Source organism: Kitasatospora sp. NPDC001664, from assembly GCF_053596675.1.
The window spans coordinates 103,690-129,945 of sequence record NZ_JBSFGS010000019.1 but is presented as its reverse complement, the minus strand read 5'-3'; the positions used below and the strand labels follow the sequence as shown (position 1 = coordinate 129,945).

Annotated in this window: 32 protein-coding genes; 23 read left to right on the top strand and 9 right to left on the bottom strand. The window is 74.1% G+C overall.

Annotated elements, in window-relative coordinates; all coding sequences use genetic code 11:
- Positions 1–24 precede the first annotated feature (24 nt).
- Complete coding sequence (locus tag ACWCYY_RS25840) at positions 25–1,602, bottom strand: oxidoreductase (RefSeq protein ID WP_449797382.1); 1,578 nt, start codon at positions 1,600–1,602, stop codon at positions 25–27.
- A 95-nt stretch (positions 1,603–1,697) separates the two neighbouring features.
- On the opposite strand from ACWCYY_RS25840, the gene hisD reads away from it, so the two are divergent.
- The 8 genes from hisD to hisF are packed head-to-tail and all read left to right on the top strand — an operon-like array spanning position 1,698 to position 7,469.
- On the top strand, positions 1,698–3,005 hold the full coding sequence (gene hisD / locus ACWCYY_RS25835) for a histidinol dehydrogenase (RefSeq protein ID WP_345286392.1): 1,308 nt from the start codon (positions 1,698–1,700) through the stop codon (positions 3,003–3,005).
- Entirely contained in the window at positions 3,002–4,102 is a 1,101-nt protein-coding gene (locus ACWCYY_RS25830; protein ID WP_449797381.1) for a histidinol-phosphate transaminase, read from the top strand. The genes hisD and ACWCYY_RS25830 overlap by 4 nt, the downstream gene beginning before the upstream one ends.
- 5 nt (positions 4,103–4,107) lie before the next feature.
- Positions 4,108–4,701, top strand: coding sequence for an imidazoleglycerol-phosphate dehydratase HisB (gene hisB, locus ACWCYY_RS25825; protein ID WP_345286388.1), 594 nt, complete (start codon positions 4,108–4,110; stop codon positions 4,699–4,701).
- Positions 4,698–4,847, top strand: coding sequence for a hypothetical protein (locus ACWCYY_RS25820; RefSeq protein WP_345286386.1), 150 nt, complete (start codon positions 4,698–4,700; stop codon positions 4,845–4,847). Before hisB ends, ACWCYY_RS25820 begins: the two co-directional genes overlap by 4 nt.
- A gap of 28 nt (positions 4,848–4,875) precedes the next feature.
- Complete coding sequence (hisH, locus tag ACWCYY_RS25815; RefSeq protein ID WP_345286384.1) at positions 4,876–5,511, top strand: imidazole glycerol phosphate synthase subunit HisH; 636 nt, start codon at positions 4,876–4,878, stop codon at positions 5,509–5,511.
- A gap of 40 nt (positions 5,512–5,551) precedes the next feature.
- The gene (priA, locus tag ACWCYY_RS25810; protein ID WP_396292209.1) at positions 5,552–6,274 is read left to right on the top strand and encodes a bifunctional 1-(5-phosphoribosyl)-5-((5-phosphoribosylamino)methylideneamino)imidazole-4-carboxamide isomerase/phosphoribosylanthranilate isomerase PriA; all 723 of its coding nucleotides are present in this window, start codon (positions 5,552–5,554) and stop codon (positions 6,272–6,274) included.
- On the top strand, positions 6,271–6,702 hold the full coding sequence (locus ACWCYY_RS25805; protein WP_345286380.1) for a RidA family protein: 432 nt from the start codon (positions 6,271–6,273) through the stop codon (positions 6,700–6,702). Before priA ends, ACWCYY_RS25805 begins: the two co-directional genes overlap by 4 nt.
- A complete protein-coding gene (gene hisF / locus ACWCYY_RS25800; protein ID WP_345286378.1) occupies positions 6,699–7,469 on the top strand; it encodes an imidazole glycerol phosphate synthase subunit HisF in 771 nt (256 codons plus the stop codon). Before ACWCYY_RS25805 ends, hisF begins: the two co-directional genes overlap by 4 nt.
- Positions 7,470–7,496: 27 nt before the next feature.
- On the opposite strand, the gene ACWCYY_RS25795 is transcribed toward hisF, so the two are convergent.
- From ACWCYY_RS25795 to ACWCYY_RS25760, 8 genes are all read right to left on the bottom strand, one after another.
- Complete coding sequence (locus ACWCYY_RS25795; protein ID WP_449797380.1) at positions 7,497–8,045, bottom strand: hypothetical protein; 549 nt, start codon at positions 8,043–8,045, stop codon at positions 7,497–7,499.
- Positions 8,042–9,391, bottom strand: coding sequence for a DUF58 domain-containing protein (locus ACWCYY_RS25790; RefSeq protein ID WP_449797379.1), 1,350 nt, complete (start codon positions 9,389–9,391; stop codon positions 8,042–8,044). The genes ACWCYY_RS25795 and ACWCYY_RS25790 overlap by 4 nt, the downstream gene beginning before the upstream one ends.
- Positions 9,388–10,443 carry an AAA family ATPase gene (locus tag ACWCYY_RS25785; protein WP_449797378.1) on the bottom strand — a complete coding sequence of 352 codons (1,056 nt, stop codon included), beginning with the start codon at positions 10,441–10,443 and terminating at the stop codon, positions 9,388–9,390. Before ACWCYY_RS25785 ends, ACWCYY_RS25790 begins: the two co-directional genes overlap by 4 nt.
- Before the next feature lie 43 nt (positions 10,444–10,486).
- Complete coding sequence (locus tag ACWCYY_RS25780) at positions 10,487–11,038, bottom strand: hypothetical protein (protein WP_380148905.1); 552 nt, start codon at positions 11,036–11,038, stop codon at positions 10,487–10,489.
- Positions 11,035–12,030, bottom strand: coding sequence for a DUF4129 domain-containing protein (locus ACWCYY_RS25775; protein ID WP_449797377.1), 996 nt, complete (start codon positions 12,028–12,030; stop codon positions 11,035–11,037). Before ACWCYY_RS25775 ends, ACWCYY_RS25780 begins: the two co-directional genes overlap by 4 nt.
- 300 nt (positions 12,031–12,330) lie before the next feature.
- Entirely contained in the window at positions 12,331–13,107 is a 777-nt protein-coding gene (locus ACWCYY_RS25770; RefSeq protein WP_449797376.1) for a VOC family protein, read from the bottom strand.
- 92 nt (positions 13,108–13,199) lie between these two features.
- Complete coding sequence (locus ACWCYY_RS25765) at positions 13,200–13,835, bottom strand: TIGR03085 family metal-binding protein (protein WP_380148901.1); 636 nt, start codon at positions 13,833–13,835, stop codon at positions 13,200–13,202.
- Between the two features lie 110 nt (positions 13,836–13,945).
- The gene (locus ACWCYY_RS25760) at positions 13,946–14,473 is read right to left on the bottom strand and encodes a hypothetical protein (RefSeq protein WP_380148899.1); all 528 of its coding nucleotides are present in this window, start codon (positions 14,471–14,473) and stop codon (positions 13,946–13,948) included.
- A gap of 144 nt (positions 14,474–14,617) precedes the next feature.
- On the opposite strand from ACWCYY_RS25760, the gene ACWCYY_RS25755 reads away from it, so the two are divergent.
- The 15 genes from ACWCYY_RS25755 (at position 14,618) to ACWCYY_RS25685 (ending at position 26,202) form a co-directional block, all read left to right on the top strand.
- Positions 14,618–15,571, top strand: a complete 954-nt coding sequence (locus ACWCYY_RS25755; protein ID WP_449797375.1) for a hypothetical protein — start codon at positions 14,618–14,620, stop codon at positions 15,569–15,571.
- A 261-nt stretch (positions 15,572–15,832) separates the two neighbouring features.
- The gene (locus ACWCYY_RS25750; RefSeq protein ID WP_449797374.1) at positions 15,833–16,384 is read left to right on the top strand and encodes a hypothetical protein; all 552 of its coding nucleotides are present in this window, start codon (positions 15,833–15,835) and stop codon (positions 16,382–16,384) included.
- Between the two features lie 75 nt (positions 16,385–16,459).
- Entirely contained in the window at positions 16,460–16,936 is a 477-nt protein-coding gene (locus ACWCYY_RS25745) for a hypothetical protein (protein WP_449797373.1), read from the top strand.
- Between the two features lie 70 nt (positions 16,937–17,006).
- The gene (gene hisI / locus ACWCYY_RS25740; RefSeq protein WP_345284344.1) at positions 17,007–17,378 is read left to right on the top strand and encodes a phosphoribosyl-AMP cyclohydrolase; all 372 of its coding nucleotides are present in this window, start codon (positions 17,007–17,009) and stop codon (positions 17,376–17,378) included.
- A 39-nt stretch (positions 17,379–17,417) separates the two neighbouring features.
- On the top strand, positions 17,418–18,929 hold the full coding sequence (locus tag ACWCYY_RS25735) for an anthranilate synthase component I (RefSeq protein ID WP_449797372.1): 1,512 nt from the start codon (positions 17,418–17,420) through the stop codon (positions 18,927–18,929).
- A gap of 43 nt (positions 18,930–18,972) precedes the next feature.
- Entirely contained in the window at positions 18,973–19,599 is a 627-nt protein-coding gene (locus ACWCYY_RS25730; RefSeq protein WP_345284340.1) for a TIGR02234 family membrane protein, read from the top strand.
- 277 nt (positions 19,600–19,876) lie between these two features.
- Complete coding sequence (locus ACWCYY_RS25725) at positions 19,877–20,143, top strand: HGxxPAAW family protein (RefSeq protein ID WP_345284338.1); 267 nt, start codon at positions 19,877–19,879, stop codon at positions 20,141–20,143.
- A 116-nt stretch (positions 20,144–20,259) separates the two neighbouring features.
- On the top strand, positions 20,260–20,709 hold the full coding sequence (locus tag ACWCYY_RS25720) for a DUF2752 domain-containing protein (protein WP_345284336.1): 450 nt from the start codon (positions 20,260–20,262) through the stop codon (positions 20,707–20,709).
- Positions 20,710–20,924: 215 nt separating this feature from the next.
- The gene (gene trpC, locus ACWCYY_RS25715; protein ID WP_345284335.1) at positions 20,925–21,737 is read left to right on the top strand and encodes an indole-3-glycerol phosphate synthase TrpC; all 813 of its coding nucleotides are present in this window, start codon (positions 20,925–20,927) and stop codon (positions 21,735–21,737) included.
- A 7-nt stretch (positions 21,738–21,744) separates the two neighbouring features.
- A complete protein-coding gene (gene trpM / locus ACWCYY_RS25710; protein ID WP_380148896.1) occupies positions 21,745–21,888 on the top strand; it encodes a tryptophan biosynthesis modulator TrpM in 144 nt (47 codons plus the stop codon).
- 60 nt (positions 21,889–21,948) lie between these two features.
- Positions 21,949–23,196, top strand: a complete 1,248-nt coding sequence (gene trpB, locus ACWCYY_RS25705; RefSeq protein WP_345284333.1) for a tryptophan synthase subunit beta — start codon at positions 21,949–21,951, stop codon at positions 23,194–23,196.
- Positions 23,197–23,198: 2 nt separating this feature from the next.
- Complete coding sequence (gene trpA / locus ACWCYY_RS25700; RefSeq protein ID WP_345284331.1) at positions 23,199–24,005, top strand: tryptophan synthase subunit alpha; 807 nt, start codon at positions 23,199–23,201, stop codon at positions 24,003–24,005.
- 368 nt (positions 24,006–24,373) lie between these two features.
- Positions 24,374–24,628 (top strand): hypothetical protein, encoded by a 255-nt coding sequence (locus tag ACWCYY_RS25695; RefSeq protein ID WP_345284329.1) that lies wholly within the window; start codon positions 24,374–24,376, stop codon positions 24,626–24,628.
- A 151-nt stretch (positions 24,629–24,779) separates the two neighbouring features.
- Complete coding sequence (locus ACWCYY_RS25690; protein ID WP_345284327.1) at positions 24,780–25,298, top strand: MauE/DoxX family redox-associated membrane protein; 519 nt, start codon at positions 24,780–24,782, stop codon at positions 25,296–25,298.
- A gap of 82 nt (positions 25,299–25,380) precedes the next feature.
- The gene (locus tag ACWCYY_RS25685) at positions 25,381–26,202 is read left to right on the top strand and encodes a DsbA family protein (RefSeq protein ID WP_345284325.1); all 822 of its coding nucleotides are present in this window, start codon (positions 25,381–25,383) and stop codon (positions 26,200–26,202) included.
- The last annotated feature ends 54 nt before the right edge of the window (positions 26,203–26,256 follow it).

The window sequence follows — 26,256 nt, the reverse complement described above, 5'->3', positions numbered from 1 at the left end:
TCAGCACGGGCACGGCCCGCACGGTCACCCCCGCTGGAGCATCCGCGTCGCGCCGGCCACGACGGTGGTGGCGAGGACCCAGCCGGAGAGGACGAGGGCGGCGGCGACGAACTGGCCGGTGCGGTCGGGGTTCCAGGTGTCGGGGGCGAGGTTGATGAGGGGGATGACCTTGGAGAGGGAGTAGAGGTAGGGGTTCCAGGTGGCCTTCTCGTCGGCCTTGAGGGGGGCCGGTTCGTGGGTGGCGAACCAGGCGGCGCCGAGGGCCCAGGCGAGGGCGAGCCAGAGGGCGGCCCGGCCGGGGCGGTAGCCGTAGCCGACGGTGGAGTCCTGGAGGCGGCCCCAGAGGCGGCTGAGGATGGGAAGGGTGCTGCGGCGGCGGCGGTGCTTGGCGTAGAGGACCTCGCGGGCGTCCTCGTCCCGGCCGTCCCGGCGCAGCGCGGCGGCGAGCTGCTCGTAGGGCTCGGGCTGGTACTCGCCGAGCGCGCCCTCCAGCCAGGCGATCCGCTGCTCGACGCTGAACGGACGGTCGGGGCGCAGGGATTCGTAGGTGAAGCCGTTGAGGCCGACGTGGCCGTCCTGCGGCCAGCTGGCGGGGTTGTCGACCAGGTTGCCGATCCGGGCGCGGGAGAGCGAGACCTTGCCGGTGGGCGGGGTGTGGCAGGTGAAGCGCAGTTCCGGGGTCTGGATGCGGCGCAGCGAGAGCTCCTGACCCTCCGTCAGGTGGAACTCGGCGTGGGTGATCAGCAGCGCGTTCTCGAACCGGCCGTCGACCAGCCGGACCCCGCCGAAGCAGCGCAGCGGGGTGGAGGGGGAGTCGACCGGGACGGGGGCGCCGTAGCCGTCGCCGTAGATGGAGTGGGAGTCGGCCCAGCCGCCGTCCAGCGAGCCGCCGAGGTACATGGTGTTGCCGACGGCGATGTGGGCCAGGTTGAGGCAGTAGCGGCCGGGCACGGCGTGCAGCTGGGCGCCGCGGAAGGAGAGCCGGCCGCCGATGTGGGCGGTGCGCAGGGAGACCTCGCCGTGCACGAAGGCCCGCTCGATCTCGCAGTCCTGCTGGACCTTGAGGCCGTCGGCGGCCAGGGCGCGGCCGAACTTGTCGCCGCCGATGGTGGCCTGGTTGAGCAGCAGGTCGGTGCCGATCTTGGCGTCGGTCAGCCGGATGCCCTGCGGGAAGACGCAGCGGGCCAGGTGCAGGTCGCCCTCGGTGGCCAGCCGGGAGGCCTCCAGCCGGGGTATCAGACAGCGGATCAGACGGAGTGTGCTCGCCTGTGCCTCGGAGATCAGCACCTTCTTCTCGAAGCGGCAGTCGTGCAGTTCGACGTAGTGGTCGATCCGGGCCCCGGCGAGGCGCAGCGCGCCGGTGACGTAGGCGCCGCTGAGCTTGATCGAGGCGACCCGGCCGGAGGCGGCCGGCGGTCCGTCGAGCAACAGGGTGGCCAGCACCTCGGCCCGTACATGGCGGCTCTCGGGCCACTCGGCGGTGCTGAGGACACTGTCCTCGCCGTCTTCGCGCCAGCTGCGCAGGTCGTACAGCTCCCCGTGCCGGAAGGCCTCCCAGAGCCCCCGCTCGACGGCCGTCCAGTCCTCCGGCGGTCGCTCCACCGCTGCCTCCCCCGTGATCTTCGTCTGTCTCGCCCTTCGTATCACGGACTGAAATGAGAGACCTCGGGTTCCGGCCACTCCTTACACTGGGGCACGTGATCTCTCGAATCGATCTGCGCGGCTCCTCCGTCGACCCGCGCTCCGTGCTGCCCCGTGCCGAGTTCGACGTGGAAGCCGCCCTGGAGAAGGTGCGGCCGATCGCGGAGGACGTACGCCATCGTGGGGTCACGGCGCTGATCGAGCTGACCGAGCGCTTCGACGGCGTCCGGCTGGAGTCCACCCGGGTGCCCGCCGAGCAGCTGGCCGAGGCCCTGGAGACGCTGGACCCGAAGGTGCGCGCCGCACTGGAGGAGTCGATCCGCCGCGCCAGGATCGTGCACGCCGACCAGCGCCGCGAGGGGCACACCACCCAGGTGGTGCCCGGCGGCACCGTGACGCACCGCTGGATCCCGGTCGACCGGGTCGGCATGTACGTCCCCGGCGGCCTGGCCGTGTACCCGTCCTCCGTGGTGATGAGCGTGGTCCCCGCGCAGGAGGCCGGCGTCCAGGGGATCGCCGTCACCTCCCCGCCGCAGAAGGCCTTCGGCGGGCGCGTCCACCCGACCATCCTGGCGGCCTGTCAGCTGCTGGGCGTCACCGAGGTGTACGCGGTCGGCGGTGCGCAGGCGGTGGCGATGTTCGCGCTGGGCACCGAGGAGTGCGAGCCGGTCAACGTGGTGACCGGGCCGGGCAACATCTACGTGGCCGCCGCCAAGCGCTACTTCGCGGGCAAGATCGGCATCGACTCCGAGGCCGGCCCGACCGAGATCATGGTGCTCGCGGACGACACGGCGGACGCCGCGGAGGTGGCCGCCGACCTGATCAGCCAGGCCGAGCACGGCCCGACCTCGGGCTCGGTGCTGGTCACCGACTCGTCCGAGCTGGCCGAGGCGGTGGAGGCCGAGCTCAAGACGCAGGTCGCGAAGACCAAGCACTCCGAGCGGGTGGCCGAGGCACTGGGCGGCCCGCAGTCCGGCATCATCCTGGTCGACTCGCTCGACCAGGGCCTGGACGTGGTGAACGCCTACGCCTCCGAGCACCTGGAGATCCAGACCCGGGACCCGCACGCCGTCGCGGCGAAGGTCCGCAACGCGGGCGCGGTCTTCCTCGGCCGGTACACCCCGGTCTCGCTCGGCGACTACGCGGCCGGCTCCAACCACGTGCTGCCGACCGGGGGTTGTGCCTGCCACAGCTCCGGCCTGTCGGTGCAGACCTTCCTGCGCGGCGTGCAGGTCGTCGAGTACGACCGCGACGCGCTGGCGGGCATCGCCGCGCACGTGGTCAACCTCTCCACCGCCGAGGACCTCCCGGGGCACGGCGACGCCATCAAGGCCCGATTCGGATGGACGGTTCCGGACGCGTGACGAACATCGACGACCTCCCGATCCGGGACGAGCTGCGCGGCCAGTCCCCGTACGGCGCACCGCAGTTGGACGTGCCCGTCCAGCTGAACACCAACGAGAACCCGTACTCGCTGCCCGAGCCGCTGGTGGCCCGGATCGCCGAGCGGGTGGCCGAGGCGGCCCGCAACCTCAACCGCTACCCCGACCGGGACGCGGTGGAGCTGCGCACCGGCCTGGCCGCGTACCTGAGCGACACCACCGGCCACCGGGTGACGAAGGACCAGGTCTGGGCCGCCAACGGTTCCAACGAGGTCCTCCAGCAGCTGCTCCAGACCTTCGGCGGCCCCGGCCGCAGCGCGCTCGGCTTCGAGCCCTCGTACTCGATGCACGCCCTCATCTCCCGCGGCACCGGCACGACGTGGATCTCCGGGCCGCGCAACGAGGACTTCACCATCGACCTGGAGGCGGCCGAGGCGGCGATCGCCGAGCAGCGGCCCAACGTGGTCTTCGTCTGCTCGCCGAACAACCCGACCGGCACCGCCGTCGCGGCCGACACCGTGCTGGCGCTCTACGAGGCCGCCCAGGCGGCCCGGCCCAGCCTGGTGATCGTGGACGAGGCGTACGTGGAGTTCTCGCACCGCGCCTCGCTGCTGCCGATGATCGAGGGCCGGCCCAACCTGGTGGTCACCCGCACCATGTCCAAGGCCTTCGGCGCCGCCGGGCTGCGGCTCGGCTACCTGGCGGCGGCCCCGGCGGTGGTGGACGCGGTCCAGCTGGTCCGGCTGCCGTACCACCTGAGCGCCGTCACCCAGGCCACCGCGCTGGCCTGCCTGGAGCACACCGAGACCCTGCTCGGCTACGTGGAGCGGCTGAAGGCCGAGCGGGACCGGCTGGTCACCGCGCTGCGCGGGCTCGGCCTCGAAGTCACCGACTCCGACGCGAACTTCATCCAGTTCGGCCGCTTCGCCGACACCCACGCGGTGTGGCAGGCCATCCTCGACCAAGGCGTGCTGGTCCGCGACAACGGCGTCCCGGGTTGGTTGCGCGTCACGGCCGGCACCCCGGCCGAGAACGACGCGTTCCTCGACGCCGTCCGCACCGCCACCAAGGAGCTTTGACCCTCATGTCCCGCATCGGACGCATCGAGCGCACCACCAAGGAGACCGCCGTCCTGGTCGAGATCGACCTGGACGGCACCGGCAAGACCGACATCTCCACGGGCGTCGGGTTCTACGACCACATGCTCGACCAGCTCGGCCGCCACGGTCTCTTCGACCTCACCGTGAAGACCGAGGGCGATCTGCACATCGACACCCACCACACCATCGAGGACACCGCCCTCGCGCTGGGCGCCGCCTTCCGGCAGGCGCTCGGCGACAAGGTCGGCATCTACCGCTTCGGCAACTGCACCGTGCCGCTGGACGAGTCGCTCGCCCAGGTCACCGTGGACCTCTCCGGCCGCCCCTACCTGGTGCACACCGAGCCGGAGAACATGGCGCCGATGATCGGCAGCTACGACACCACGATGACCCGGCACATCCTGGAGTCCTTCGTGGCCCAGGCCGCCATCGCCCTGCACGTGCACGTGCCGTACGGTCGGAACGCCCACCACATCGTGGAATGCCAGTTCAAGGCGCTGGCGCGGGCACTCCGCTATGCCTCCGAGCGCGACCCGCGCGCGGCGGGCATCCTCCCCTCGACCAAGGGTGCACTGTGACCGCGTCAACTCTGCTGATCATCGTCGGGCTCTTCCTGACCGGTGGCGTCTACTCGTTCTGGAAGCAGAAGCAGTCCAAGGGCGTGATCGCGGTCCTCGCGTTCGGCGCCGTGATGTGCCTCGCCTCCGGCCTGATGCGGCTCTGAGTCACTAGCAAGAGACGGAACTCCCCTGATGGCAAAGAACGTTGTGGTCTTCGACTACGGCTCGGGCAACCTCCGTTCGGCCCAGCGCGCGGTCGAGCGGACCGGCGCGAACGTCACCGTGACCTCCGACTTCAAGACCGCGATGGACGCCGACGGCCTGCTGGTGCCGGGCGTCGGCGCCTTCGAGGCCTGCATGCGCGGCCTCAAGGCGGTCCGCGGCGAGCAGATCATCGGCCGCCGGCTGTCCGGCGGCCGCCCGGTGATGGGCATCTGCGTCGGCATGCAGATCCTGTTCGAGAAGGGCGTCGAGCACGGCGTCGAGACGGCCGGCTGCGACGAGTGGCCCGGCACGGTCGGCCCGTTGGACGCCCCGGTCGTCCCGCACATGGGCTGGAACACGGTGGACGTGCCCGAGGGCAGCCGGATGTTCGCCGGCCTGGACGCCGACACCCGCTTCTACTTCGTGCACTCCTACGGCGTGCGCGAGTGGGAGCTGCGGATCACCAACGAGAACATCCGCGCCCCCAAGGTCAGCTGGACCACCCACGGCCACCCGTTCGTCGCGGCGGTGGAGAACGGCCCGCTCTGGGCCACCCAGTTCCACCCCGAGAAGTCCGGCGACGCGGGTGCCGCGCTGCTGACCAACTGGGTCAACACCCTCTGAAAACCTGACAACTCCCTTACAGATCAGGAAAGTTGCACCGATGAGCCGCCTCGAACTGCTGCCCGCCGTCGACATCCGCGACGGCCTGGCCGTCCGTCTGACCAAGGGCGCGTCCGGCACCGAGAAGTCCTTCGGCGAGCCCCTCGCGGCCGCCCTGGCCTGGCAGGAGGCGGGCGCCGAGTGGCTGCATCTGGTGGACCTGGACGCCGCGTTCGGCACCGGTGACAACCGCGAGATCGTCCGGCAGGTCTCCGGCGCGCTGGACATCAAGGTCGAGCTCTCCGGCGGCATCCGCGACGACGAGACGCTGGCCGCCGCGCTGGCCACCGGCTGCCGCCGGGTCAACCTCGGCACCGCCGTGCTGGAGAAGCCCGAGTGGGTGGCCAAGGCCATCGCCGAGCACGGCGACCGGATCGCGGTCGGCCTGGACGTCGTCGGCACCACCCTGCGCGGCCGCGGCTGGACCAGCGAGGGCGGCGACCTGTTCGAGGCGCTGGCCCGGCTGGACGCCGAGGGCTGCGCCCGCTACGTGGTCACCGACGTCGACCGGGACGGCACCCTGACCGGCCCCAACCTCGAACTGCTGCGCAAGGTCTGCGCCGCCACCGACCGCCCGGTGGTCGCCTCCGGCGGAGTCTCCTCGCTGGAGGACCTGCGGGCCATCGCCGGACTCACCGGCCTGGGTGTCGAGGGGGCGATCGTGGGCAAGGCACTCTACGAGGGCAAGTTCACCCTCGCCGAGGCCTTGGAGGCGGTTTCATGACGGAGTACCGGTTGGTCGGCGGCAAGCTGAGCGGCGCCTCCCCGTGGGAGGCGGAGTTCGGCTACTCCCGCGCGGTGGCCGCCGGTGACTACGTGCACGTGGCCGGCACCACCGCCTGGGTCGACGGTGCGATCGCCCACGAGGGCGACCCGTACCACCAGACCCTGGCCGCCTTCGAGATCGGCCTCAAGGCCCTCACCGCCTACGGGCTGACCGCCGCCGACGTGATCCGCACCCGGATGTACATCACCCACGTCCGGGACGCCGAAGAGGTGGGCCGCGCGCACGCCGCGCTGTTCGCCGACGCCCGGCCCGCCGCCACCATGGTCGTGGTGGAGGGCCTGATCGACTCCCGGATGATGGTCGAGATCGAGATCGACGCCCACCGCACCGGGCTCGCCAGCACCCTGGAAGGTACGAAGCAGTGACCCTCGCCGTACGAGTCATCCCCTGCCTGGACGTGGACGCCGGCCGGGTGGTGAAGGGCGTCAACTTCCAGAACCTGCGCGACGCCGGCGACCCGGTCGAGCTGGCCAAGCTCTACGACGCCCAGGGCGCCGACGAGTTGACCTTCCTCGACATCACCGCCTCCTCCGGCGACCGGGAGACCACCTACGACGTGGTGCGCCGCACCGCCGAGCAGGTCTTCATCCCGCTCACCGTCGGCGGCGGCGTCCGCGCCGTCGAGGACGTCGACCGGCTGCTGCGGGCCGGGGCCGACAAGGTCGGCGTCAACACCGCCGCCATCGCCCGCCCCGAGCTGATCCGGGAGATCGCCGCCCGCTTCGGCCGCCAGGTGCTGGTGCTCTCGGTGGACGCCCGCCGCTGCCCCGAGGGCACCGAGACCGCCTCCGGCTACGAGGTCACCACCCACGGCGGCCGCCAGGGCACCGGCCTGGACGCGGTCGAGTGGGCGGGGCGGGCCGCCGAGCTCGGCGCGGGCGAGATCCTGCTCAACTCGATGGACGCCGACGGCACCAAGGACGGCTACGACCTGGAGATGATCCGGGCCGTCCGAAAGACCGTGTCGGTGCCGGTGATCGCCTCCGGCGGGGCCGGCAAGCTGGCCGACTTCGCCCCGGCGGTGGACGCCGGCGCGGACGCGGTGCTGGCCGCCAGCGTCTTCCACTTCGGCGACCTGACCATCGGTCAGGTCAAGGACAGCCTGCGGGAGAGCGGACACCCCGTCCGCTGACCGACCCACCCCGAAGGCCCCCGCCGTTCACTCCGGCCGGGGGCCTTCGTCGTCCCGGTCGGCGGGGGAGCCGCGGAGGGCCAGGGCGCAGGCCGCCGCCGCGCCGGCCACCGCCAGCACCGCGACCAGCGGGCCGGGCGCGGAGGAGCCCAGCGGCGCGGCCGCGGCCAGCAGGACCAGGACGGCGGAGCCGAAGGAGGCCGCCACCGCCCGGCGGGGGCGCCGGGCGTCGTCGGCCGCGTCCGGGTCGGCGCCGTCCAGGTGCAGCAAGTAGCCGAGCAGCAGCAGGGTGAGGGCGGCCGCCAGCCAGAGCGGCGGGTCGCCGAGGGCGGCGGTGAGGGTGCAGCCGGTCGCGAAGGCGGTGGTGCGCCGACGGGAGAGCTGGGCCTGCCAGCTGGACCCGGTCGGGACCAGGCCGGGCGGGGGCGGGGCGGCGAACCAGGCGAACGGCAGGGTGAAGGGCAGCAGCGTCAGCCAGACGGCGGGCGTGGTGGTCACCGCGGCGTCGGCGCCCAGCACCAGGACGACGCCGAGCGCGCGTGCGGTCCCGGCGGACGACGGCAGGTGACGGTTCATCGGTTCCTCCCCTGGACCCGGGCGCGCAGCAGCGGCGCCAGGGTCAGGTCCAGCCCGGCGTCCGGGGTGAGCGGCAGCACCGGGACGCCCCGGGCCCGCAGGGCGAAGCGGCTGGCCTCGCGGTCCGCCTGCCAGAGCCGGACGGCGAGCTCGGCGGCCTCCCGGCGGGCCGAGCTCAGCGCGCGGACGTCGTGCCGGGGCGAGCCGATCGGCACCTCGATGACCACCACCGGGTTCCCCCGGGCCGTCAGGTGCCGCAGCACCTCCAGCACCCGGTGGTCGGTGAGCGTGGTGATCACGTACACCAGGGCGTCGGCCGGGATCACCTGACGGGGCAGCCCGGCCAGGTCGGGGAGGTGGTAGCCGAGGTCACGGCGGACCTCCAGGACCGTCTCCACCAGGCGGTGGAAGTAGCCCCCGCCGGTGCCCGGGACCAGCCAGCGGGTGGTGCCGCCGATCGACAGCACGCCGACCCGGTCGTGGCTGCGCAGGTAGGCCTTGGCGATCCCGGCGCCGGCCCGCACGGTCTCGTCCAGGCTGGAGACGCCGTTGGACGGGTCGTAGTAGTCGCCGAGCGCGTCCAGCAGCACCACCGTGTCGGCGGCCCGCTCGGCCGCGAACTGGTTGAGCTGCACCGAGCCCCGCCGGGTGGTGGACGGCCAGTGGATCCGGCGCTGCCGCTCGCCCCAGACGTGCGGGCGCACGCCCGTCACCTCCACGCCCTCGCCGCGCTGGCGGGCGGTGTGCTCGCCGAGCCGCTCGGGCAGCCGGACCGGGATCGGGGTCAGCGCGGAGTGGGTGGGCATCGGGAAGACCTGCGCCTCGCCCAGCTCCACCCGGACGGTGCGCCGGGCCAGCCCGCCGCCGTCGTACACGTCCACGTCCACCGTGCCCAGGCTCCACCGGCCCCAGCGGTGCGGGGTGAGCCGCAGCGTGACGGTGGTGCCGGTGACGTCCACCGCCTCCACCGCGACCCCGGGGCCCGGGTACGGACGGGGGACGATCCGTCCGTGGGTGCCGCCGACCGCGAGCTCGATCCGGGCCTCGACGGTCTCGCCCTCGAAGAGGCGGCGGGCGGAGACCGTGGCCTCGGCGCCGCCGACCGTCGGACGGCCCTCGCCGGAGGTGGCCAGCACCAGCAGCACCAGCGGGCCGGCCGCCACCGCCAGCACCCAGGCGTGGCCGGTGAGCAGGGCGGCGGCCACCGCCGCGACGGTGACGGTGAGCAGCCGCAGGGTCCGCTCGCCGGCCCGCCAGTGGGTGGGCGGCTCGGCGGGCGGCTGGACCAGGGCGAGCGGGGCCGGCCCGCCGGGCGCGGCCGCTCCCCGACGGGGCGTCAGGTTCACGGCCGGCCGGCCCCGTCGGCGGTGCGGGCGGCGGCGGCAGCGGCGGCGGCCGGGACGGTCTGCGGGGCCTTGACGCTCGGTATCAGCCCGGCCACCACCTCGTCGGCGTTGATCTGACGCACCCACAGCTCCGGCTGGAGCGAGATCCGGTGGGCCAGGGCCGGGACCACCAGGCTCTTGACGTCCTCCGGCACCACGTAGTCCCGGCCGTCCAGCACCGCCCGGGCCCGGGCCAGCTGGACCAGCGCCAGCCCGCCGCGCGGCGAGGCGCCGACCTGGATCTGCGGGTGCGCGCGGGTGGCGGCCAGCAGGGCCACCACGTACGCCACCAGGTCGTCGTCCACCTCGACCCGCTCCAGGGCGGCGCGCATCGCCAGCACCTGGGCCGGGTCGGTGAGCCTGCGCACCGTGGGCTCGGGGGCCGAACGGTCCAGCCGGGCGCGGAGCATGGCCTCCTCCTGCTCGGCGGCCAGGTAGCCCATCCGGACCCGGAGCAGGAAGCGGTCCAGCTGCGCCTCGGGCAGTCCGTAGGTGCCCTCGTACTCGATCGGGTTGGCGGTGGCGATCACCACGAACGGGTCCGGCAGCTTCCTGGTCACCCCGTCCACCGAGACCTGGGCCTCGGCCATCGCCTCCAGCAGCGCGGCCTGGGTCTTCGGGGGCGTGCGGTTGATCTCGTCGGCCAGCAGCAGGTGGGTGAAGACCGGGCCGGGCCGGAAGACCATCTCCCCGCTGGACTGGTCGTAGAACGGCGCGCCGGAGACGTCCGAGGGCAGCAGGTCCGGGGTGAACTGGATGCGCCGGAAGTCCAGGCCCAACGCGGTGGCGAAGGAGCGGGCCAGCAGGGTCTTGCCCAGGCCGGGCAGGTCCTCGATCAGCACGTGGCCGCCGGCCAGCACGCCGAGCATCACCAGTTCGAGCGCCTCCGGCTTGCCGACCACGGCGCCGCCGACCTCGGCCAGCACCTCGCGGGCCAGCTCGCCGGCCTGACGCGGGGTCAGCGCGGGGAGCGGGGCGGCGGGGGCCGCGGCTGCGGCTTCGGTGATGGTCACGGGACTCCTCGGGGACTGGTCGTCGGGGTGGTGGTGGCGCGGGTCAGACGGTCTGCAGACCGTCCACGGCGGAGCGGAGCAGGGCGGGCGGCACCGGGCCGTCGAACTCGGTGTCCAGGTCGATCAGCCGCCAGACGCCCGGCCCGACCAGGGCGGCGGCCGCCCGCGGCGCGTGGTGCAGCGAGACGCCGTGACGTTCCGTCAGCCGGGAGTCGTAGAGGCGCTGCAGCCGTGCGCGCAGCAGCGCCACGTCCTCCGGGTGGCCGGCCAGCGCGCCCTCCACCGCCGGGCGCCAGTCGCCCAGGCCGGCCGTCCGCTGCTCGACCATCCGCTGGGTACGGGAGGACAGGCCGTCCTCGGACTCGGCTCCGGCCACGTACCGGGCGGTGACCAGCCCGACCGCCGCGAACAGCAGGGCCCCGCCGGTCGCGACGGCCGCCCCGGCGGTCAGGGCCAGCACGGTCTCGGCGGCGGCCGCCGTCCCGGCCAGCACGGCCAGCGACCACCGGCCGACCGGGCGTTCGCGGAGCAGGCGGGTCCCGGTGCGGACCTGAGGGTCCGGCCGGTGGCGCCCCTGGGCGTACCGCCCCGTCATCGGGCCTCCCCGGTCGGTGCCGGCTGCCCGGCGTCGGACGGCCCGGTGGTGGACGGCCCGGTGGTGGACGGCTCCGCGTCGGACGGCTCGGCGGGGTGGCCGAGTTGGGCGGCGATGGCGTCCAGCGCGGACCGGGCCCGGGCCAGGTGCGGCTCGCCCATCGGGTGGCTGGAGTAGCGGGCCTCCCGGAACAGCGTGGCCAGCGACTGCGGGTGAGGCCCCGTCACCACCCCGGCCAGGGCGGCCCGGTGCAGCAGGTCCGCCGGGCTGTCCGAATCGTGCCGGACCACGCCGGACTCGGCCAGCGAGGTCTCCATGGCCAGGTAGCAGGCGATCACGGCGGTCCGGGCGTCGTCGCCGGTCAGCGCCCGGCGGCCGGAGGCGACCGCCTCGGCCAGCGCCTCCTCGCTGACCGCCCCGGCGCCCTTGGTGATCCGGAAGCGCAGGCGGTGCAGGCGTCGTCGGCGCTCGCGCAGCCAGTGGACCACCATCACCACCACCGTCACCACCAGCAGCACCACCAGGGCGAGCCCGATCAGGGCCACCAGGATCTCGACCCAGGAGGTCTTGGTGCTGGGCATCCCCGGGTCCGGCCCGCGGCTCAGCGAGGGGGAGGGGCTCGGGCCGGGCTCCGGGGCGGGAGGGTGCTCGCAGGACTTCGCGGAGAGCAGCAGCAGGAACAGCGGCAGCACCACGACCGTCACCCGCAGCACTGCGGTGGCGGCCCCGGCCAGGCGCTCGGCCACCGGGCTCAGCTTCCCCTGCATCGCCTCGGCGAGCACGGTGCGGTACTTCACGATCACCGCGATCCCGGCGGCCCCGAAGGCCAGGCCGAGCAGCGGGCCGTACCGCGCGAGCGGTCCGGTGGCCTTCAGCAGGGAGGGCCCCTCCGACGGTCGCAGCGCCAACGCGGCGAAGGCCAGACAGCCCACCGCCACCAGGGCCAGCACCGGCCGCAGCCGGCTCCCCGGTCCGGGCACACGTCCGCCCATGGTGGTGTTCCCCCGTACGTCCCCCGTGCCCCCGCGGGTCCGGGTGGCGAATTCGTGCAGCTTCGCACACGAGTGGTCGCGCTGTCAGCAGCTGATCCGGGACACGGGGGGACTTGAGGAGGTGTCAGGCAGCCCCGGCTGCCCCGGCGGCCGGCACCCGCTGCCCGTCCGGCCCCTGCCCCGACGGCCGGGTGCCATCCGCCCGGGCCCTGGTGGCCCGCACCGCCTTCCCCGTCCGTTCCCCGGCGCCTGCGTGTCCCCGTCGTGCCGCCCGCCCGGGCCCCTCGTGCCGACCGGCCGTCAGGCCTCGCTGCGGATGATGGCGAAGCGGGCGCCGAACGGATCGGTGAGCCAGGCCATCCGGCCGATGCCGGGGGCGTCCATGCCGGGGAGCAGCACGGCGCCGCCGTGGGTCGTCGCGCGCTCGATGGTCGCGTCCGGGTCGGTGACCTCGAAGTAGGGGAGCCAGCCGGCCTCGTCGTGGCCGGGCTGGGCCGGGGCGATGCCGCCGAAGGAGGCGCGCTGCTGGTCCTCGCCCTCGGCGGTGGAGAGCACGGTGTACGTCATCCCGGGCACCTCGACCTGCTCGTAGCGCCAGCCGAAGAGCGCGCCGTAGAAGCCCCGCGCGCCCGTCGGGTCGGGTGTGTGCAGCTCGGCCCAGCAGAAGCTGCCCGGGACGGTGGTGGCCTCCAGGCCGGCGATCCCGCCCGGCTGCCAGACAGCGAACTGACCGCCCGCCGGATCGGTGAACGCCGCCAGCCGGCCCGCCCCGGGGATGTCGTCGGGGGAAACCCGGACGGTCCCACCGGCCTGCTCGACCGCCTTCGCGGTGCCGTCCGCGTCGGGCGTGTGGAAGTACACCGTCCAGGCGGAGTGCGCGCCCTCCTCGGTGAGCGGGCCGAGCGCGGCGACCGTCCTCCCGTCGTGCCGGAAGAAGCCGTAGCCGCCGGCCTCGTACCCGGCCGATTCGAAGGACCAGCCGAACACCGCCCCGTAGAAGGCGGCGGCCGCCGCGGTGTCGGGGCTGCCCAGGTCCAGCCAGTTCGGCGAACCGGTCCGGAAGTCGGTGCTGAGCATGGCGGAGAGCTCCCTCGGAGGAGGACGGGTCGGTCGGACCCGCCCAGCCTGCCACCGCCCACCGACAACCGCGCGTCGGGCCTGACGGCCCGTCACCCGAACGGCAGGACCACCCGGAGCGCCTCCATCGCTTCGCGCTCCCCGGCGACCTCGACCGCCGCCCGTTCGCCGCGCCCGAAGGCGTACAGCACCAACTCGCCCGGCTCGCCCCGCACCTCGACCGCCGGTCCGCCCTGCCGGCCGACCGCCACCGACCGGCCGTCCGGGCGCCGCAGCACCAGCAGCACGGGCAGCCGCCGCCCGGCCTCCAGCCGGACCAGCATCGGCAGCCGCTTCCAGAGCAGTTCGGCCATCGACGGGGCGACCGGCTCCGGCTTCCACCCGGGCCCGGCCCGGCGGACGTCCTCGGCGTGCACGTAGTACTCGACCAGGTTGGCCGCCTCGTCCACCCCGGGCAGCGCGAACGGCGAGAACCCCGGGCCGGTGCGCACCAGCCGCAGCAACTCCTCGTACGGGCGGGCCCGGTAGCGCTCCTGCACCCGCGCCGTCCACCCCGCCAGCGGCCCGATCCGGATGCCGGCCGCCGCGTCCAACCGCCGCTCCCGCAGGACCAGATGGGCCGCCAGGTCCCGCGTGGTCCACCCGACGCAGAGCGTCGGCGCCTCCGGCCCCGCCGCCGCCAGCAGATCGGCCAGCCGCTCCCGCTCCCCGCGCGCAAAGCTCGTCATGCGGCCACCTTAGACGGACCGGCGACCGGGGGCGCCGTCGTGGTGACCCCCAGGGGGCGAGGAACTGCCCGGAAGGAAGGCGGACCAGCACCGGGCCGTGCCGTTCGTGGTCAGGGGGCGGCGGTCGAGCCGGCGAGGTGGCCGGTGAGCTTGCGGCCCTGCTGGCTGTTGCTGGCCGAGAGGGTGCAGGAGGCGTCGCGGTGGCCCTGGGCGTAGTGCTTCACGGACGGCCCGATCGGGTAGCCGTAGTACGGGCCGCCGGAGGGCTGCCGTGCCTGCCACTCGGCGGCCGCGGGTTCGCAGAGCTGGCGCAGCGCCCGGGCGATGTCGGCGTCGTCCGCGAGGCCCTCCGGGAGCTTGACCACGGCCACCCCCTCGCCGTCGTGCGGGGCCTCGCAGGGGCGCAGTTCGGGCAGCGTGATCACCTTGCTGAGCTGCGGGTGGTCGAAGCACTCGCCCGGCCAGAAGAACGGGTAGGGCGGCCGCTCCCGGGTCGGCGAGGGGCTGGGCGAGGCGCTCGGGCTCGGCGGCGGGGCGGCCGCCGGCTTCCTCGCCGGCTCCGGCCAGAACAGCACCACGGCCCCCACGACCAGCACCAGCACGGCCACCACCGTGGCCACCACCCGACGCCGCCTCATCCCAGACCCCCTCGACTCTCCGGAGCCCACATTCTGTCCGCCCGCCCCCCGTCCCGTCAGCCCGTTCCCGGAGCCGGCCCAGGCCGCGCGGAGCCCGGCGGGCGGCAGCAGCATGGAGGGAGGACGAGCCACGGGAGGCACCCCATGTGGTGGGAGCCCACGGATCCGCGGACGCAGCGCTTATGCGTCGAGACGCGCCGGCTGCTGGCCCTGCTGCGGTCGGCCCTCGGGCGCACCGAACCCCTCCGGCGGCCGCTGGTCTGGGGCGTCGGCAGCGCACCCGGGGCCGACGGCCGGTGGGGCTCTCCGCTGGTGGTGGTGAACGCGGCCGAGGCCGGAGTGGCCGGACCGGGCCGGTACCGCTGGGAGGACCTCCGGAGCGAGGGCTCGCCGGTGACGGACCTGCTGGCCGGCTGGGAGCTCGCGCCCGGAACGCGGATCGACGTGACGGGCCGTCCGGTCCCGGCCGCCCGGATCGACCCGACCGACCAGGTGGTGGCCCCGCCCGGTGGCCGGGGCACCGTCGGCCTGACCTGCACCCACCTGGGCGCCCCGGCCTTCCTGACGGCCGGGCACCTGGTCTCCGGCAGCGGTGGCCGGGTCGAGGTCGCGGCCACCGGACGGGGCGCTCCGGTCGGCTGGGTGAGCGGCCAAGTGGTGCGCTGGAACGACCCGTTGGGCCTCGGGCCGATCGGCGGCTACGACTACGCGGTGGTCCGGATCGCCCCGCCGGACGACACCGCCACCGTCACCCACGCCGGCCCGCTGCCCGCACCCGGCCCGCCGTACGGGCCGCTCGCCGTCTCCGTCTACGGCGGCCGCTCCGGCCGCTGCCGGGGCACCGTCACCGGCGCCCTCGAACAGCTCGGCGACGCCGACCGGCAGTGGCTGACGCTCTGGCAGGTCGTCACCTCGGAACCGCTCGGGTACGGCGACTCCGGCAGCCTCGCGATGGTCGACTCCGGCCCGTACCGGGGCCGTCTGCTGGGCCACCTCGTCGGCGGCACGGTGACCGCGCCGCACGCCTTCGACCACTGCTACGTCCAGGACCTGCGCGCCTGCCTCGCCCACCAGGACGGGCCGGACGTCCTCCTCTGACACCACCCGGTCCCGTCGGCCTCGGCGACGGGATCCGCGAATCCACCCGGAGGATCCGATGAGCACCATCCGCAGCATCGCCAAGGGGGCCCACATCCGCACCAGGGCGGCCGCGCTGCCCGTGCTCGGCCCGCCGGGAGCGAAGGCCGTCGCGGTCCGGCCGGCCCAGCCGGCCCAGGGGCAGCAGGGCGGCGGTGGCGAGGCCGCGGAGCCCCAGGAGAAGGCCACCGATCTCAGCTCGCTGCTCACAACACCGTCCCGGTGGAGGTGGTGGCGCTCTACACCACCGTGCTCGGCGTGCTCACCAGCGTGCTGGCGGCCGACGCCCAGGACAGCTACCTCCCGCTGCGGTGGTGGCTCTACGGCGGCTGCGTGCTGGCGACGGTCCTGGCCGTGCCGCTCGCGTACTCGCTCGACAAGGCGCCGCCCGCGGAGCAGGGACAGGAACCCGCGGCCGAGCCGCCCGTCACGGCCCCGCCGCAGAAGCCGCCCGGGGTGGACGGCCCCGCCGGCGCGTCCGCCCTCGTCCCGGCCGTCGGGGCGGCCGCGGCTCCGGCCGCCGTGGAGACCCCCGTCAAGAAGCCTCCCGGCCGGGACCGCCGGGGCCCCGTCGCGGAGACCTTCATGGCCGCCTTCTCCTTCGCGGTCTGGGGCCTGGTCATCCCCGAGTCCCCGCTCTACCTGCTGATGGAGGCCCCCACCCTCCCCGTGGTGGTCGCCCTGCTGAGCGCCGCCGGCGCCTTCCTGGCCAACAACGTCTTCGGCCCCTGGCTGGACCGCCCGGCCCGCCGCATCCGGATCACCCTGTACTGAGGCCCCGCCCCGCCGGGACGCCGCCCCGCACGGGTACCCTGCCTGCGGCACGACCCTCACCCAAGGGGTCAACTCATGCGCGTAGGCATCGTCGGTCACGAGGGTCTCTCCGACCTCAGCGAGATGCTGGTCCGGGGCGAGCTCTGGCGCCTCGTCACCTCGCACACCCCGCACGACCTGATCGGCGTCAGCTGCCTGGGCCAGGGGCCGGAGAGCTGGTTCGCCCAGTCCGTGCTGGACCACGGCGGCAAGCTGGAGGTCGTCCTGTCCGCGTCCACGGCCCAGGCGGGCGCCTTCGCCGGGCCCGCCCGCTCCACCGTCCGCTCCCTGCTCAACCAGGCCAACGCGGTGCACCGCCTGGCGCCCGAGCAGTACGGCGGCCTCGGCGACGACACCTGCCGGGCGATGGTCGGGATGATCGACGAGCTGGTCGCGGTCTGGGACGGCGTCACCCCCGGTGCCCCGGCCGAGCTGGTCGCGGCGGCCAGGGCGGCCGGGTTGTACGTGGAGGTGGTCTGGCCGACCGGATGTGAGAGCCCGTCAGCGGGATGAGCCGGGCGCGGGGTGCCCGGTGCCCGGACGAGGGCCGGGGGAGCGGGGCCGAGCTGCCACAATGGGCCCCATGTCGATCACTCCCGCCGCCCCCGGCAGCACCGCGCTCGACCCGGCGATCGCCGCCCGGCTGAAGCGGACCGCCGACGGCCTGCTGCCCGCCGTCGCCCAGCAGTACGACACCGGCGAGGTGTTGATGCTCGGTTGGATGGACGACGAGGCGCTGCACCGCACCCTCACCACCGGCCGCTGCACCTACTGGAGCCGCAGCCGCAGCGAGTACTGGGTGAAGGGCGACACCTCCGGCCACGTCCAGGCGGTCAAGTCGGTCGCCCTGGACTGCGACGGGGACACCCTGCTGGTGAAGGTCGACCAGACCGGCGCGGCCTGCCACACCGGCGCCCGCACCTGCTTCGACGCCGACGTGCTCCCGCTCTCCTGAACCGCTGACCTCCCCTTCGACCGAACGGTGCCCAGCCCCATGGATCTCGAGACCTTCCGCAAACTCGCAGTGGACACCCGGGTCATCCCGGTCTCCCGTCGGCTCCTCGCGGACGGCCTCACCCCGATCGGGCTCTACCGCAGCCTGGCCGGGGAGCGACCGGGCACCTTCCTGCTGGAGTCGGCCGAGCAGGGCAACTGGTCGCGGTACTCCTTCGTCGGGGTCCGCAGCGCCGCCACGCTCACCGCCGACCGGGACGGCAACGCCCGCTGGCACGGCACCCCGCCGGTCGGCATCCCCACCACCGGCGACCCGCTCGCGGTGCTGCGCTCCACCCTGGAGGCGCTGCACACCCCGCGCCACGACGACGACGGCCTGCCGCCGCTCACCGGCGGCCTGGTCGGCTACCTCGGCTACGACGTGGTGCGGCGGCTGGAGAAGCTGCCCAACCTCACCCCGGACGACCTCCAGCTCCCCGAGCTGACCATGCTGCTGGCCACCGACCTCGCGGTGCTGGACCACGCCGACGGCTCGGTGGTGCTGATCGCCAACGCGGTCAACCACAACGACCTGGCCTCGGGCGTGGACGAGGCGTACGCGGACGCGGTGGCCCGCCTGGACGCCATGCAGGCCGACCTGGCCCGCCCGGTCGACCCGGGCCTGGCCACCTTCACCCCGACCGCCGTGGAGCCGCACTCGCCGTTCGGCGGGGCGCCCTACCGGGCCGCCGTCGAGGAGGTCAAGGAGCGCATCCGGGCCGGCGAGGCCTTCCAGGTGGTGCCCTCGCAGCGCTTCGAAGTGCCCTGCGCAGCAAAGGCCTTGGACGTCTACCGGGTGCTGCGCACCACCAACCCCAGCCCGTACATGTACCTGTTCCGCTTCCCCGGCCCGGACGGCACCGCCGAGGGCGGCTTCGACGTGGTCGGCTCCAGCCCCGAGGCGCTGGTCAAGGTGACGGACGGTCAGGCGATGCTGCACCCGATCGCCGGCACCCGGCACCGGGGCGCCACCCCGCACGAGGACGCCGAGCTGGCGGCCGAGCTGCTGGCCGACCCGAAGGAGCGGGCCGAGCACCTGATGCTGGTCGACCTGGGCCGCAACGACCTGGGCCGGGTCTGCGAGCCGGGCAGCGTCGAGGTGGTCGACTTCATGTCGATCGAGAAGTACAGCCACGTGATGCACATCGTCTCCACCGTCACCGGCAAGGTCGCCCCCGGCCGCACCGCCTTCGACGTGCTCACCGCCTGCTTCCCGGCCGGCACCCTCTCCGGCGCCCCCAAGCCGCGCGCCATGCGGATCATCGAGGAGCTCGAACCCACCCGCCGCGGCCTCTACGGCGGCTGCGTCGGCTACCTCGACTTCGCCGGCGACTCCGACACCGCCATCGCCATCCGCACCGCCCTCCTGCGCTCCGGCACCGCCTACGTCCAGGCCGGCGCCGGCGTGGTCGCCGACTCCGACCCGCACGCCGAGGACACCGAGTGCCGCAACAAGGCCGCCGCCGTCCTGCGCGCCGTCGCCACCGCCAACACGCTGAAGGCCTCCGGCTGACCCCCGGTGAACCGTCGGTGTACGGCTCGGGGATAGTGGACGGGTGACCACCGAGCTGCCTTCGCCCCGTACCGCCGAACCCGTCGAGACCGCTGCTCCGAGCCCGAAGGGGCGGCGGATGCTCGGGGTGATGCTGGGGTGCACGGTGCTGGGGGCGGTGCTGGTGCTGACCGCGGTGAGCCGGGTGTGGGCCGAGGGGACGGCCGGGGGTCAGCTGGAGGTGTCGGCGACCGGGAGCGCGGTGTCGGGCCTGCCGGGCGGGCTGGCGCTGGTCGGGCTGGCCTCGGCGGTGGCGGTGTTCGCGGTGCGCGGGGTCGGCAAGCTGGTGGTGGGCGCGCTGCTGACGCTGGCCGGGCTCGGTGCGGCGGTGGCCGCGGTGCTGGGCGCCACCGACGGTGCCGCGCTGCACTCGGCGGCGGCCAAGAAGCTGGCCCTGGTGAGCGCCTCGGCCGAGCAGGTGAGCCACACCGCCTGGCCCTGGGTCGCCTTCGCCGGCGGACTGCTGCTTGCGGTGGCGGGCGCCCTGACGGTGCGTCACGGCCGGTCCTGGCCGGCCATGGGTGCCCGGTACGAGGCCCCGGCCCGGAAGGCGGCGCCGAAGCCCAAGGGTGCGGGCACCCCCGCGGACATCTGGCAGGCCCTCGACCGCGGCGAGGACCCGACGGCGTAGCGGTGGTCGACCCGGGGCCCCGCAGGGGCCTCCAGGGGCGCGGGGAACTGCGCGCAGGGGAACGGCAGTACGTGCAACTGGCTGACGTGCCCCGATCTCACCCTGGGCCGCCTTCCGTACTCGCGCAGTTCCTCGCGCCCCTGGGCCTTCGGCCCCCGGGGTGACCGCGGCGGACCCCCGCTTGGGGTCGGGTGTGTGGGCCCGGCACAATGGACGAGTCAACCCGACGGGCGCCCGCAGTCCGGCCGGGCCCCGCAGATTCAAGGAGCACCATCAGATGTCGGCAACCGCGCACGGCCACACCCCCGCCGCCTGGACCGGCTCGACCATCGCCTTCATCGGCTTCACGGTCAGCGGCGTTGCGATGATCATCCCCGCCGTCTGGCTCTTCTGGGTGGGCCTGGGCGTGGTCCTGCTCGGCGGTGTCGTCGGCAAGGCGATGTCGATGGCCGGCATGGGCAAGCAGCCCAGCCCGTACTTCGCCACCCCGGAGGAGACCCTCGCCCGTCGCGAGCTGGCCGCCAAGGCCGCCGCGGGCGTCTGATCCACGGTCGACGAACGGGAGCGGTGGGGCGCGCGGAGCGCCCCGCCGCTCCCGTTCGCATGACACGCACCGCCGGCTGAGGGATGCGCCCCGGCCCCGGGGGCAGAATCGGCCCTGTGACCGCCGCCCCGCAGCCGAAGCCCGCCGCCGCCCCGCCCTCCCGGGCGCGCCGGACGGTCCGTCCGCTGCTGGCGCTGGTGGCGGTGGCCGTTCCCACCGTCTACGTGGCCGCGGTCGACCCGAACGCCCCGGGCCACTACCCCGTCTGCCCGGTGCTGGCCGCCACCGGCTGGTGGTGCCCGGGCTGCGGGGGGCTGCGAGCGGTGCACGCGCTGGCCCACGGGGACCTGGCCACCGCCGCGCACGACAACCTGCTGGTGGTGGTGCTGGCGATGGTCGTCGGGGTGCTGTGGAGCGGCTGGCTCTGGGCCGCGCTGACCGGTGGGCGGGCGCCGAAGGTCCGGTTCGGGCTGCCGCAGACGGTGCTCCTGCTGCTGGTGCTGGCGGTCTTCATGGTCTACCGCAACCTCCCGGTCGGGGCCGGGCTGGCGCCCCCGGTGCTCTGACGGAGCCCACGCGACGGCGTACGGCCGGGTCCGCTCCGCGAGACGCGCGCCGGGCGGATGCGGTTCGCGCCCCCCGCGCCCGATACCATCGAGGAGCCGACGGGGGCCGGAAGTTCCGCGCCGTTCAGCAGGACGGAGCAGGACGTGGTCCGCCGCCCGCGGTGAAACACCCGACGAGCCGGGCATGTGCCCGGCGGAATGATGGGGGCGCCCGCGTGAGTGTGCTCGACGAGATCATCGACGGGGTCCGTGAGGACCTCGCCGAGCGGCAGTCCCGGGTCTCCCTGGACCAGCTCAAGGAGCTGGCCGCGAAGGCCCCCGACGCCAAGGACGGAGTGGCCGCGCTGCGCGGCGACGGCGTCCGGGTGATCTGCGAGGTCAAGCGCTCCAGCCCGTCCAAGGGGGCCCTGGCGGCGATCGCCGACCCGGCGGCCCTGGCGCTCGACTACGCGGCCGGCGGTGCCGCCGCGATCAGCGTGCTGACCGAGCAGCGCCGCTTCGGCGGTTCGCTGGCCGACCTGGACGCCGTCCGGGCGGCGGTGGACACCCCGCTGCTGCGCAAGGACTTCATCGTCACCGCCTACCAGCTCTGGGAGGCCCGCGCCCACGGCGCCGACCTCGCGCTGCTGATCGTGGCGGCCCTGGACCAGCCGGCCCTGGTGTCGCTCATCGAGCGCGCCGAGTCGATCGGGCTCACCCCGCTGGTCGAGGTGCACGACGAGGAGGAGATCGCGCGCGCGGTGGACGCCGGCGCGAAGATCATCGGCGTCAACGCCCGCAACCTCAGGACCCTCGAGGTGGACCGGAACACCTTCGGCAACGTGGTGGACGCCATCCCGGCGCACATCGTGAAGGTGGCCGAGTCCGGCGTGCGCGGCCCGCACGACCTGATCGCCTACGCCAACCTCGGCGCGGACGCGGTGCTGGTCGGCGAGTCGCTGGTGACCGGCCGGGACCCGAAGGCGGCCGTGGCCGACCTGGTCGCCGCCGGTGCCCACCCGGCGCTGCGCAACAACGGACGGGGCTGACCCGCAGATGAACGCCCGCCTCGCTCCCGGCTGCCGGCCGCGCGGTTGCCGCGCGCCCGCGCGCCGGGTGCTGGGGCGGCGGGTCCGGTACGTGATCGGTTGTGAGCCGGGGCAGGTCCCCGGTCGGCGATGGCGACGCACGCACGGCTGACGTTCCGTCAGCACGCATGCCATGCACGCCACTTCACCGATTCACGAGGACGTAACTGCCATGTCCGAAAAGGACTACCTGCCAGGCACCCAGGTCCCCGACGCCCGGGGGTACTTCGGGGCGTACGGCGGCCGCTTCATCCCGGAGGCGCTGGTCGCCGCCGTCGAGCAGGTCGCCGAGGAGTACGAGAAGGCCAAGGCCGACCCGGCCTTCGCGGCCGAGCTGGACGGGCTGCTGAAGGACTACACCGGCCGCCCGAGCCCGCTCACCGACGTGCACCGGTTCTCCGCCGAGGCCGGCGGGGCGCGGATCCTGCTCAAGCGCGAGGACCTCAACCACACCGGCTCGCACAAGATCAACAACGTGCTGGGCCAGGCCCTGCTCACCCGCCGGATGGGCAAGACCCGGATCATCGCAGAGACCGGCGCCGGCCAGCACGGCGTGGCCACCGCCACCGCCTGCGCGCTGTTCGGCTTCGACTGCACCATCTACATGGGCGAGGTCGACACCCAGCGCCAGGCGCTGAACGTGGCCCGGATGCGGATGCTCGGCGCCGAGGTGGTGGCCGTGAAGTCCGGCAGCCGCACCCTCAAGGACGCCATCAACGAGGCCTTCCGCGACTGGGTGGCCAACGTCGACGACACCCACTACCTGTTCGGCACGGTCGCCGGGCCGCACCCCTTCCCGGCCATGGTCCGGGACTTCCACCGGGTGATCGGCGTGGAGGCCCGCGAGCAGGTGCTGGAGCGCACCGGCAGGCTCCCGGACGCCGTGGTCGCCTGCGTCGGCGGCGGCTCCAACGCGATGGGCATCTTCCACGAGTTCATCCCGGACGCGGGCGTCCGGCTGATCGGCTGCGAGGCGGCCGGCGAGGGCGTGGACACCGAGAAGCACGCGGCCACCCTGACCAAGGGCGACCCGGGCGTGCTGCACGGCTCCCGCACCTACGTGCTGCAGGACGAGGACGGCCAGACCATCGAGTCGCACTCGATCTCGGCCGGCCTGGACTACCCGGGCGTCGGCCCGGAGCACGCCTGGCTGAAGGACACCGGCCGGGCCGAGTACCGTCCGGTGACCGACGACGAGGCGATGCAGGCGCTGCGCCTGCTGTCCCGCACCGAGGGGATCATCCCGGCCATCGAGAGCGCCCACGCGCTCGCCGGGGCGCTCAAGCTCGGGCGCGAGCTGGGCCCGGAGGCGACCATCCTGGTCTCGCTCTCCGGCCGCGGCGACAAGGACATGCACACCGCCGCCGAGTACTTCGGCCTGTACGACGCCGCGCAGAACGACAGCAACGGGGGCAAGTGATCATGGCTTCGAAGTTGAGCTCCGTGCTGGCCGCCGCCAAGGCGGAGGACCGCGCGGCCCTGATCGGCTACCTCCCGGCCGGCTTCCCGACCGTGGACGGCGGGATCGCCGCCGTGAAGGCGCTGATCGAGGGCGGCTGCGACGTGGTCGAGATCGGCCTGCCGCACTCCGACCCGGTGCTGGACGGCGCGGTCATCCAGACCGCCGACGACATCGCGCTGCGCGGTGGCGTGAAGATCAAGGACGTGATCCGCACCGTCGCCGAGGTGGCCGACGCCCACCCGGAGGCCGCGGTCCTGGTGATGACGTACTGGAACCCGGTCGAGCGCTACGGCGTGGCCCGCTTCGCGGCCGACCTGGCGGCCGCCGGGGGAGCGGGCTGCATCCTGCCCGACCTGCCGGTGGAGGAGTCCGGCGAGTGGCGCTCGGCCGCGGCCGAGCACGGTCTGGACACCGTGTTCGTGGTCGCGCCGAGCAGCAAGGACGCCCGGCTGGCCGAGGTCACGGCGGCCGGCTCCGGCTTCGTCTACGCCGCCGCGGTGATGGGCGTGACGGGCACCCGGGCCGCCGTCGGCTCGATGGCCGAGGACCTGGTCGCCCGGACCCGGGCCACCACCGAGCTGCCGGTCTGCGTCGGCCTCGGGGTCTCCAACGCGACCCAGGCCGCCGAGGTGGCCGGCTTCGCCGACGGCGTGATCGTCGGCTCCGCCTTCGTCCAGCGCATCCTGGACGCGGACGGCGAGCCGGCCGCGCTGGACGCGGTCCGCTCGCTCGCCGCCGAGCTGGCCGAGGGCGTCCGCAAGCGCTGACGCCACTCGCCGCCCGACCGAGGCCCGTGCGAACCCCCTCCGGGGGGCGCACGGGCCTTCGTCACCCCGGGCCGCGCCACGCTCGGGAGCGCCCCGCAGGGGCGCGAGGAACTGCGCGCAGGGGAACGGCAGCACGTGCAACTGGCTCGCGTGCCCCGATCCAGCGCTGGTCCGCCTTCCGATTCGCGCAGTTCCTCGCGCCCCTGCGGGGCGCTCCGCCATTGCCGCGTCAGGCGGGACACACCGGCGGGCTGCCCCGTCCGGGTGAAGTACCTGGCTCCGACGCATCGGGGGGGATTGACCGGCGTTGAGTGGAGGGACGAGTTCGTGTGCGGTACGGACCGTTCCCGACCGAAGGAGTCCATCCAGTGCCCTGTTTCCAGCGCGCCGTCCTGCTCCGGGCGGCGGTCGCCGCCCTGGTGCTCGGCGTCGCGATGGGGGCGGAGGCGACCGTCGGCCCGGCGATGGCCCGGCGCGGGGTGGAGCGGGCCGAGCACGAGGCGTACCGCTGCGGGCAGTTGGCCAGCGCGGACTCGGCGGCCCGGGCCGGGCGCTCGCAGCCGGAGGGCCGGCCCCCGCTGGGTTCGGCGGCCGAGCGGCTGCGCTGCCGCCAGCTGCGCTGACCCACCGTCAGTGAGATCGGACATACGCACTATTCCATCACTCATTCGGCTTAAGGCGCGAATGTGGAGTAACCGCCATTCATCCCCTACGGTTCATCAGGAAGCGTGAGCGGCAGCCACGTCACGACGCACCGATGGGGGAGGACACCCGATGGCCAGTGAGCAGACCGCCGAGCGTCCGGGCGGCGGGTCCGCCCTGCGCAGGGCGGTGGACGGTCCGCCCGGTGAGTGGTTCGGGCTGGTGGTCCGGCTCGGCCTGGCGGTGGTCTGGGCCTGGGCCGGGCTGGCGAAGATCGCCGATCCGGCGGAGGCCGCCCAGGCGGTGCGGGCGTACGAGATCCTGCCCGAGTCCCTGGTCAAGCCGGTCGGCTACGGGCTGCCGTTCCTCGAAGTGACGCTCGCCCTGCTGCTGTTGATCGGTCTGGGCACCCGGATCGTCGCGGCGGTCTCGGCCCTGCTGCTGCTCGCCTTCATCGCCGGGATCGCCTCCGCGTGGGCCCGGGGCATCTCGATCGACTGCGGCTGCTTCGGCGGCGGCGGTGCGGTCGACTCCTCGAAGACCGAGTACGCGCAGGAGATCGCGCGCGACACCGGCTTCCTGCTGCTGGCCGCCTGGCTGGTCTGGCGGCCGAGGACCAAGCTCTCGGCCGACGCCTGGCTCAACGCCTGAACGGCCCGCGCCCGCCCCGGACCTGACGGACTCCCGACGACTTTCCCCGCCCACCCGGCCCCCACCTTGGACGTACCGAGACATGAGCGAGAAGAACCGAGAAGGCAAGCGCACCGCCCGCGAGCGGATGCTGGAGGAGCGGGCTGCGGAGGAGGCCCGGGACAAGCGCAAGAAGAAGCTGGTCATCGGCGGCGCGGTGCTGGCCGTGATCGCGGTCGGCGTGGTGATCGGCGTGGTGGTGCAGAACCAGCGCGACAAGCCGGACACCCCCGTCGCCCACCCGGCCGGGACGATCGGCGAGAAGAACCTGGTCATCCCGGACGGCCCGTCCAACGCCCCCTCGACGCTCACCGTCTACGAGGACCCGCGGTGCCCCGCCTGCGGCATCTTCGAGCGTGAATTCGCCTCCACGGTCGACCAGTTGGAGGACGCCGGGAAGCTCCAGGGGAACTACCACATCGTCTCCTTCATCGACCGCTCGCTCGGGGGCAAGGGCTCCAAGTACGGGGCCAACGCGCTCGGCTGCGCGCAGGACGCGGGCAAGTTCCGCGCCTACCACGACGTGCTCTACAAGAACCAGCCCGAGGAGACCGCCGACACCTTCGGCACCAAGTCGACCCTGATCGACCTGGCCAAGCAGGTGCCGGGCCTGGACTCGCCGGCCTTCGAGAGCTGCGTCAACGACAACAAGTACGCGGACTGGGTTTCGGCGGTGCAGCAGGACTTCGACAAGTCCAGCTACAAGTCGACCCCGACGGTGCTGCTCAACGGCCAGCCGGTCTACCCGAAGAACGCGGCCGGCGAGCAGATCTCCCCGGAGAACCTGGTGAAGTGGGTGGACGAGGCCAACGCCGGCAAGCAGCTCGGCACGGTGGCCTCCGCGCCCGCCTCGCCGGCCCAGTAGCGAACGTTCGGAAGCTGTGACCCCGCGCGGTGCAGGAGTGCCGGGCGGGGTCGG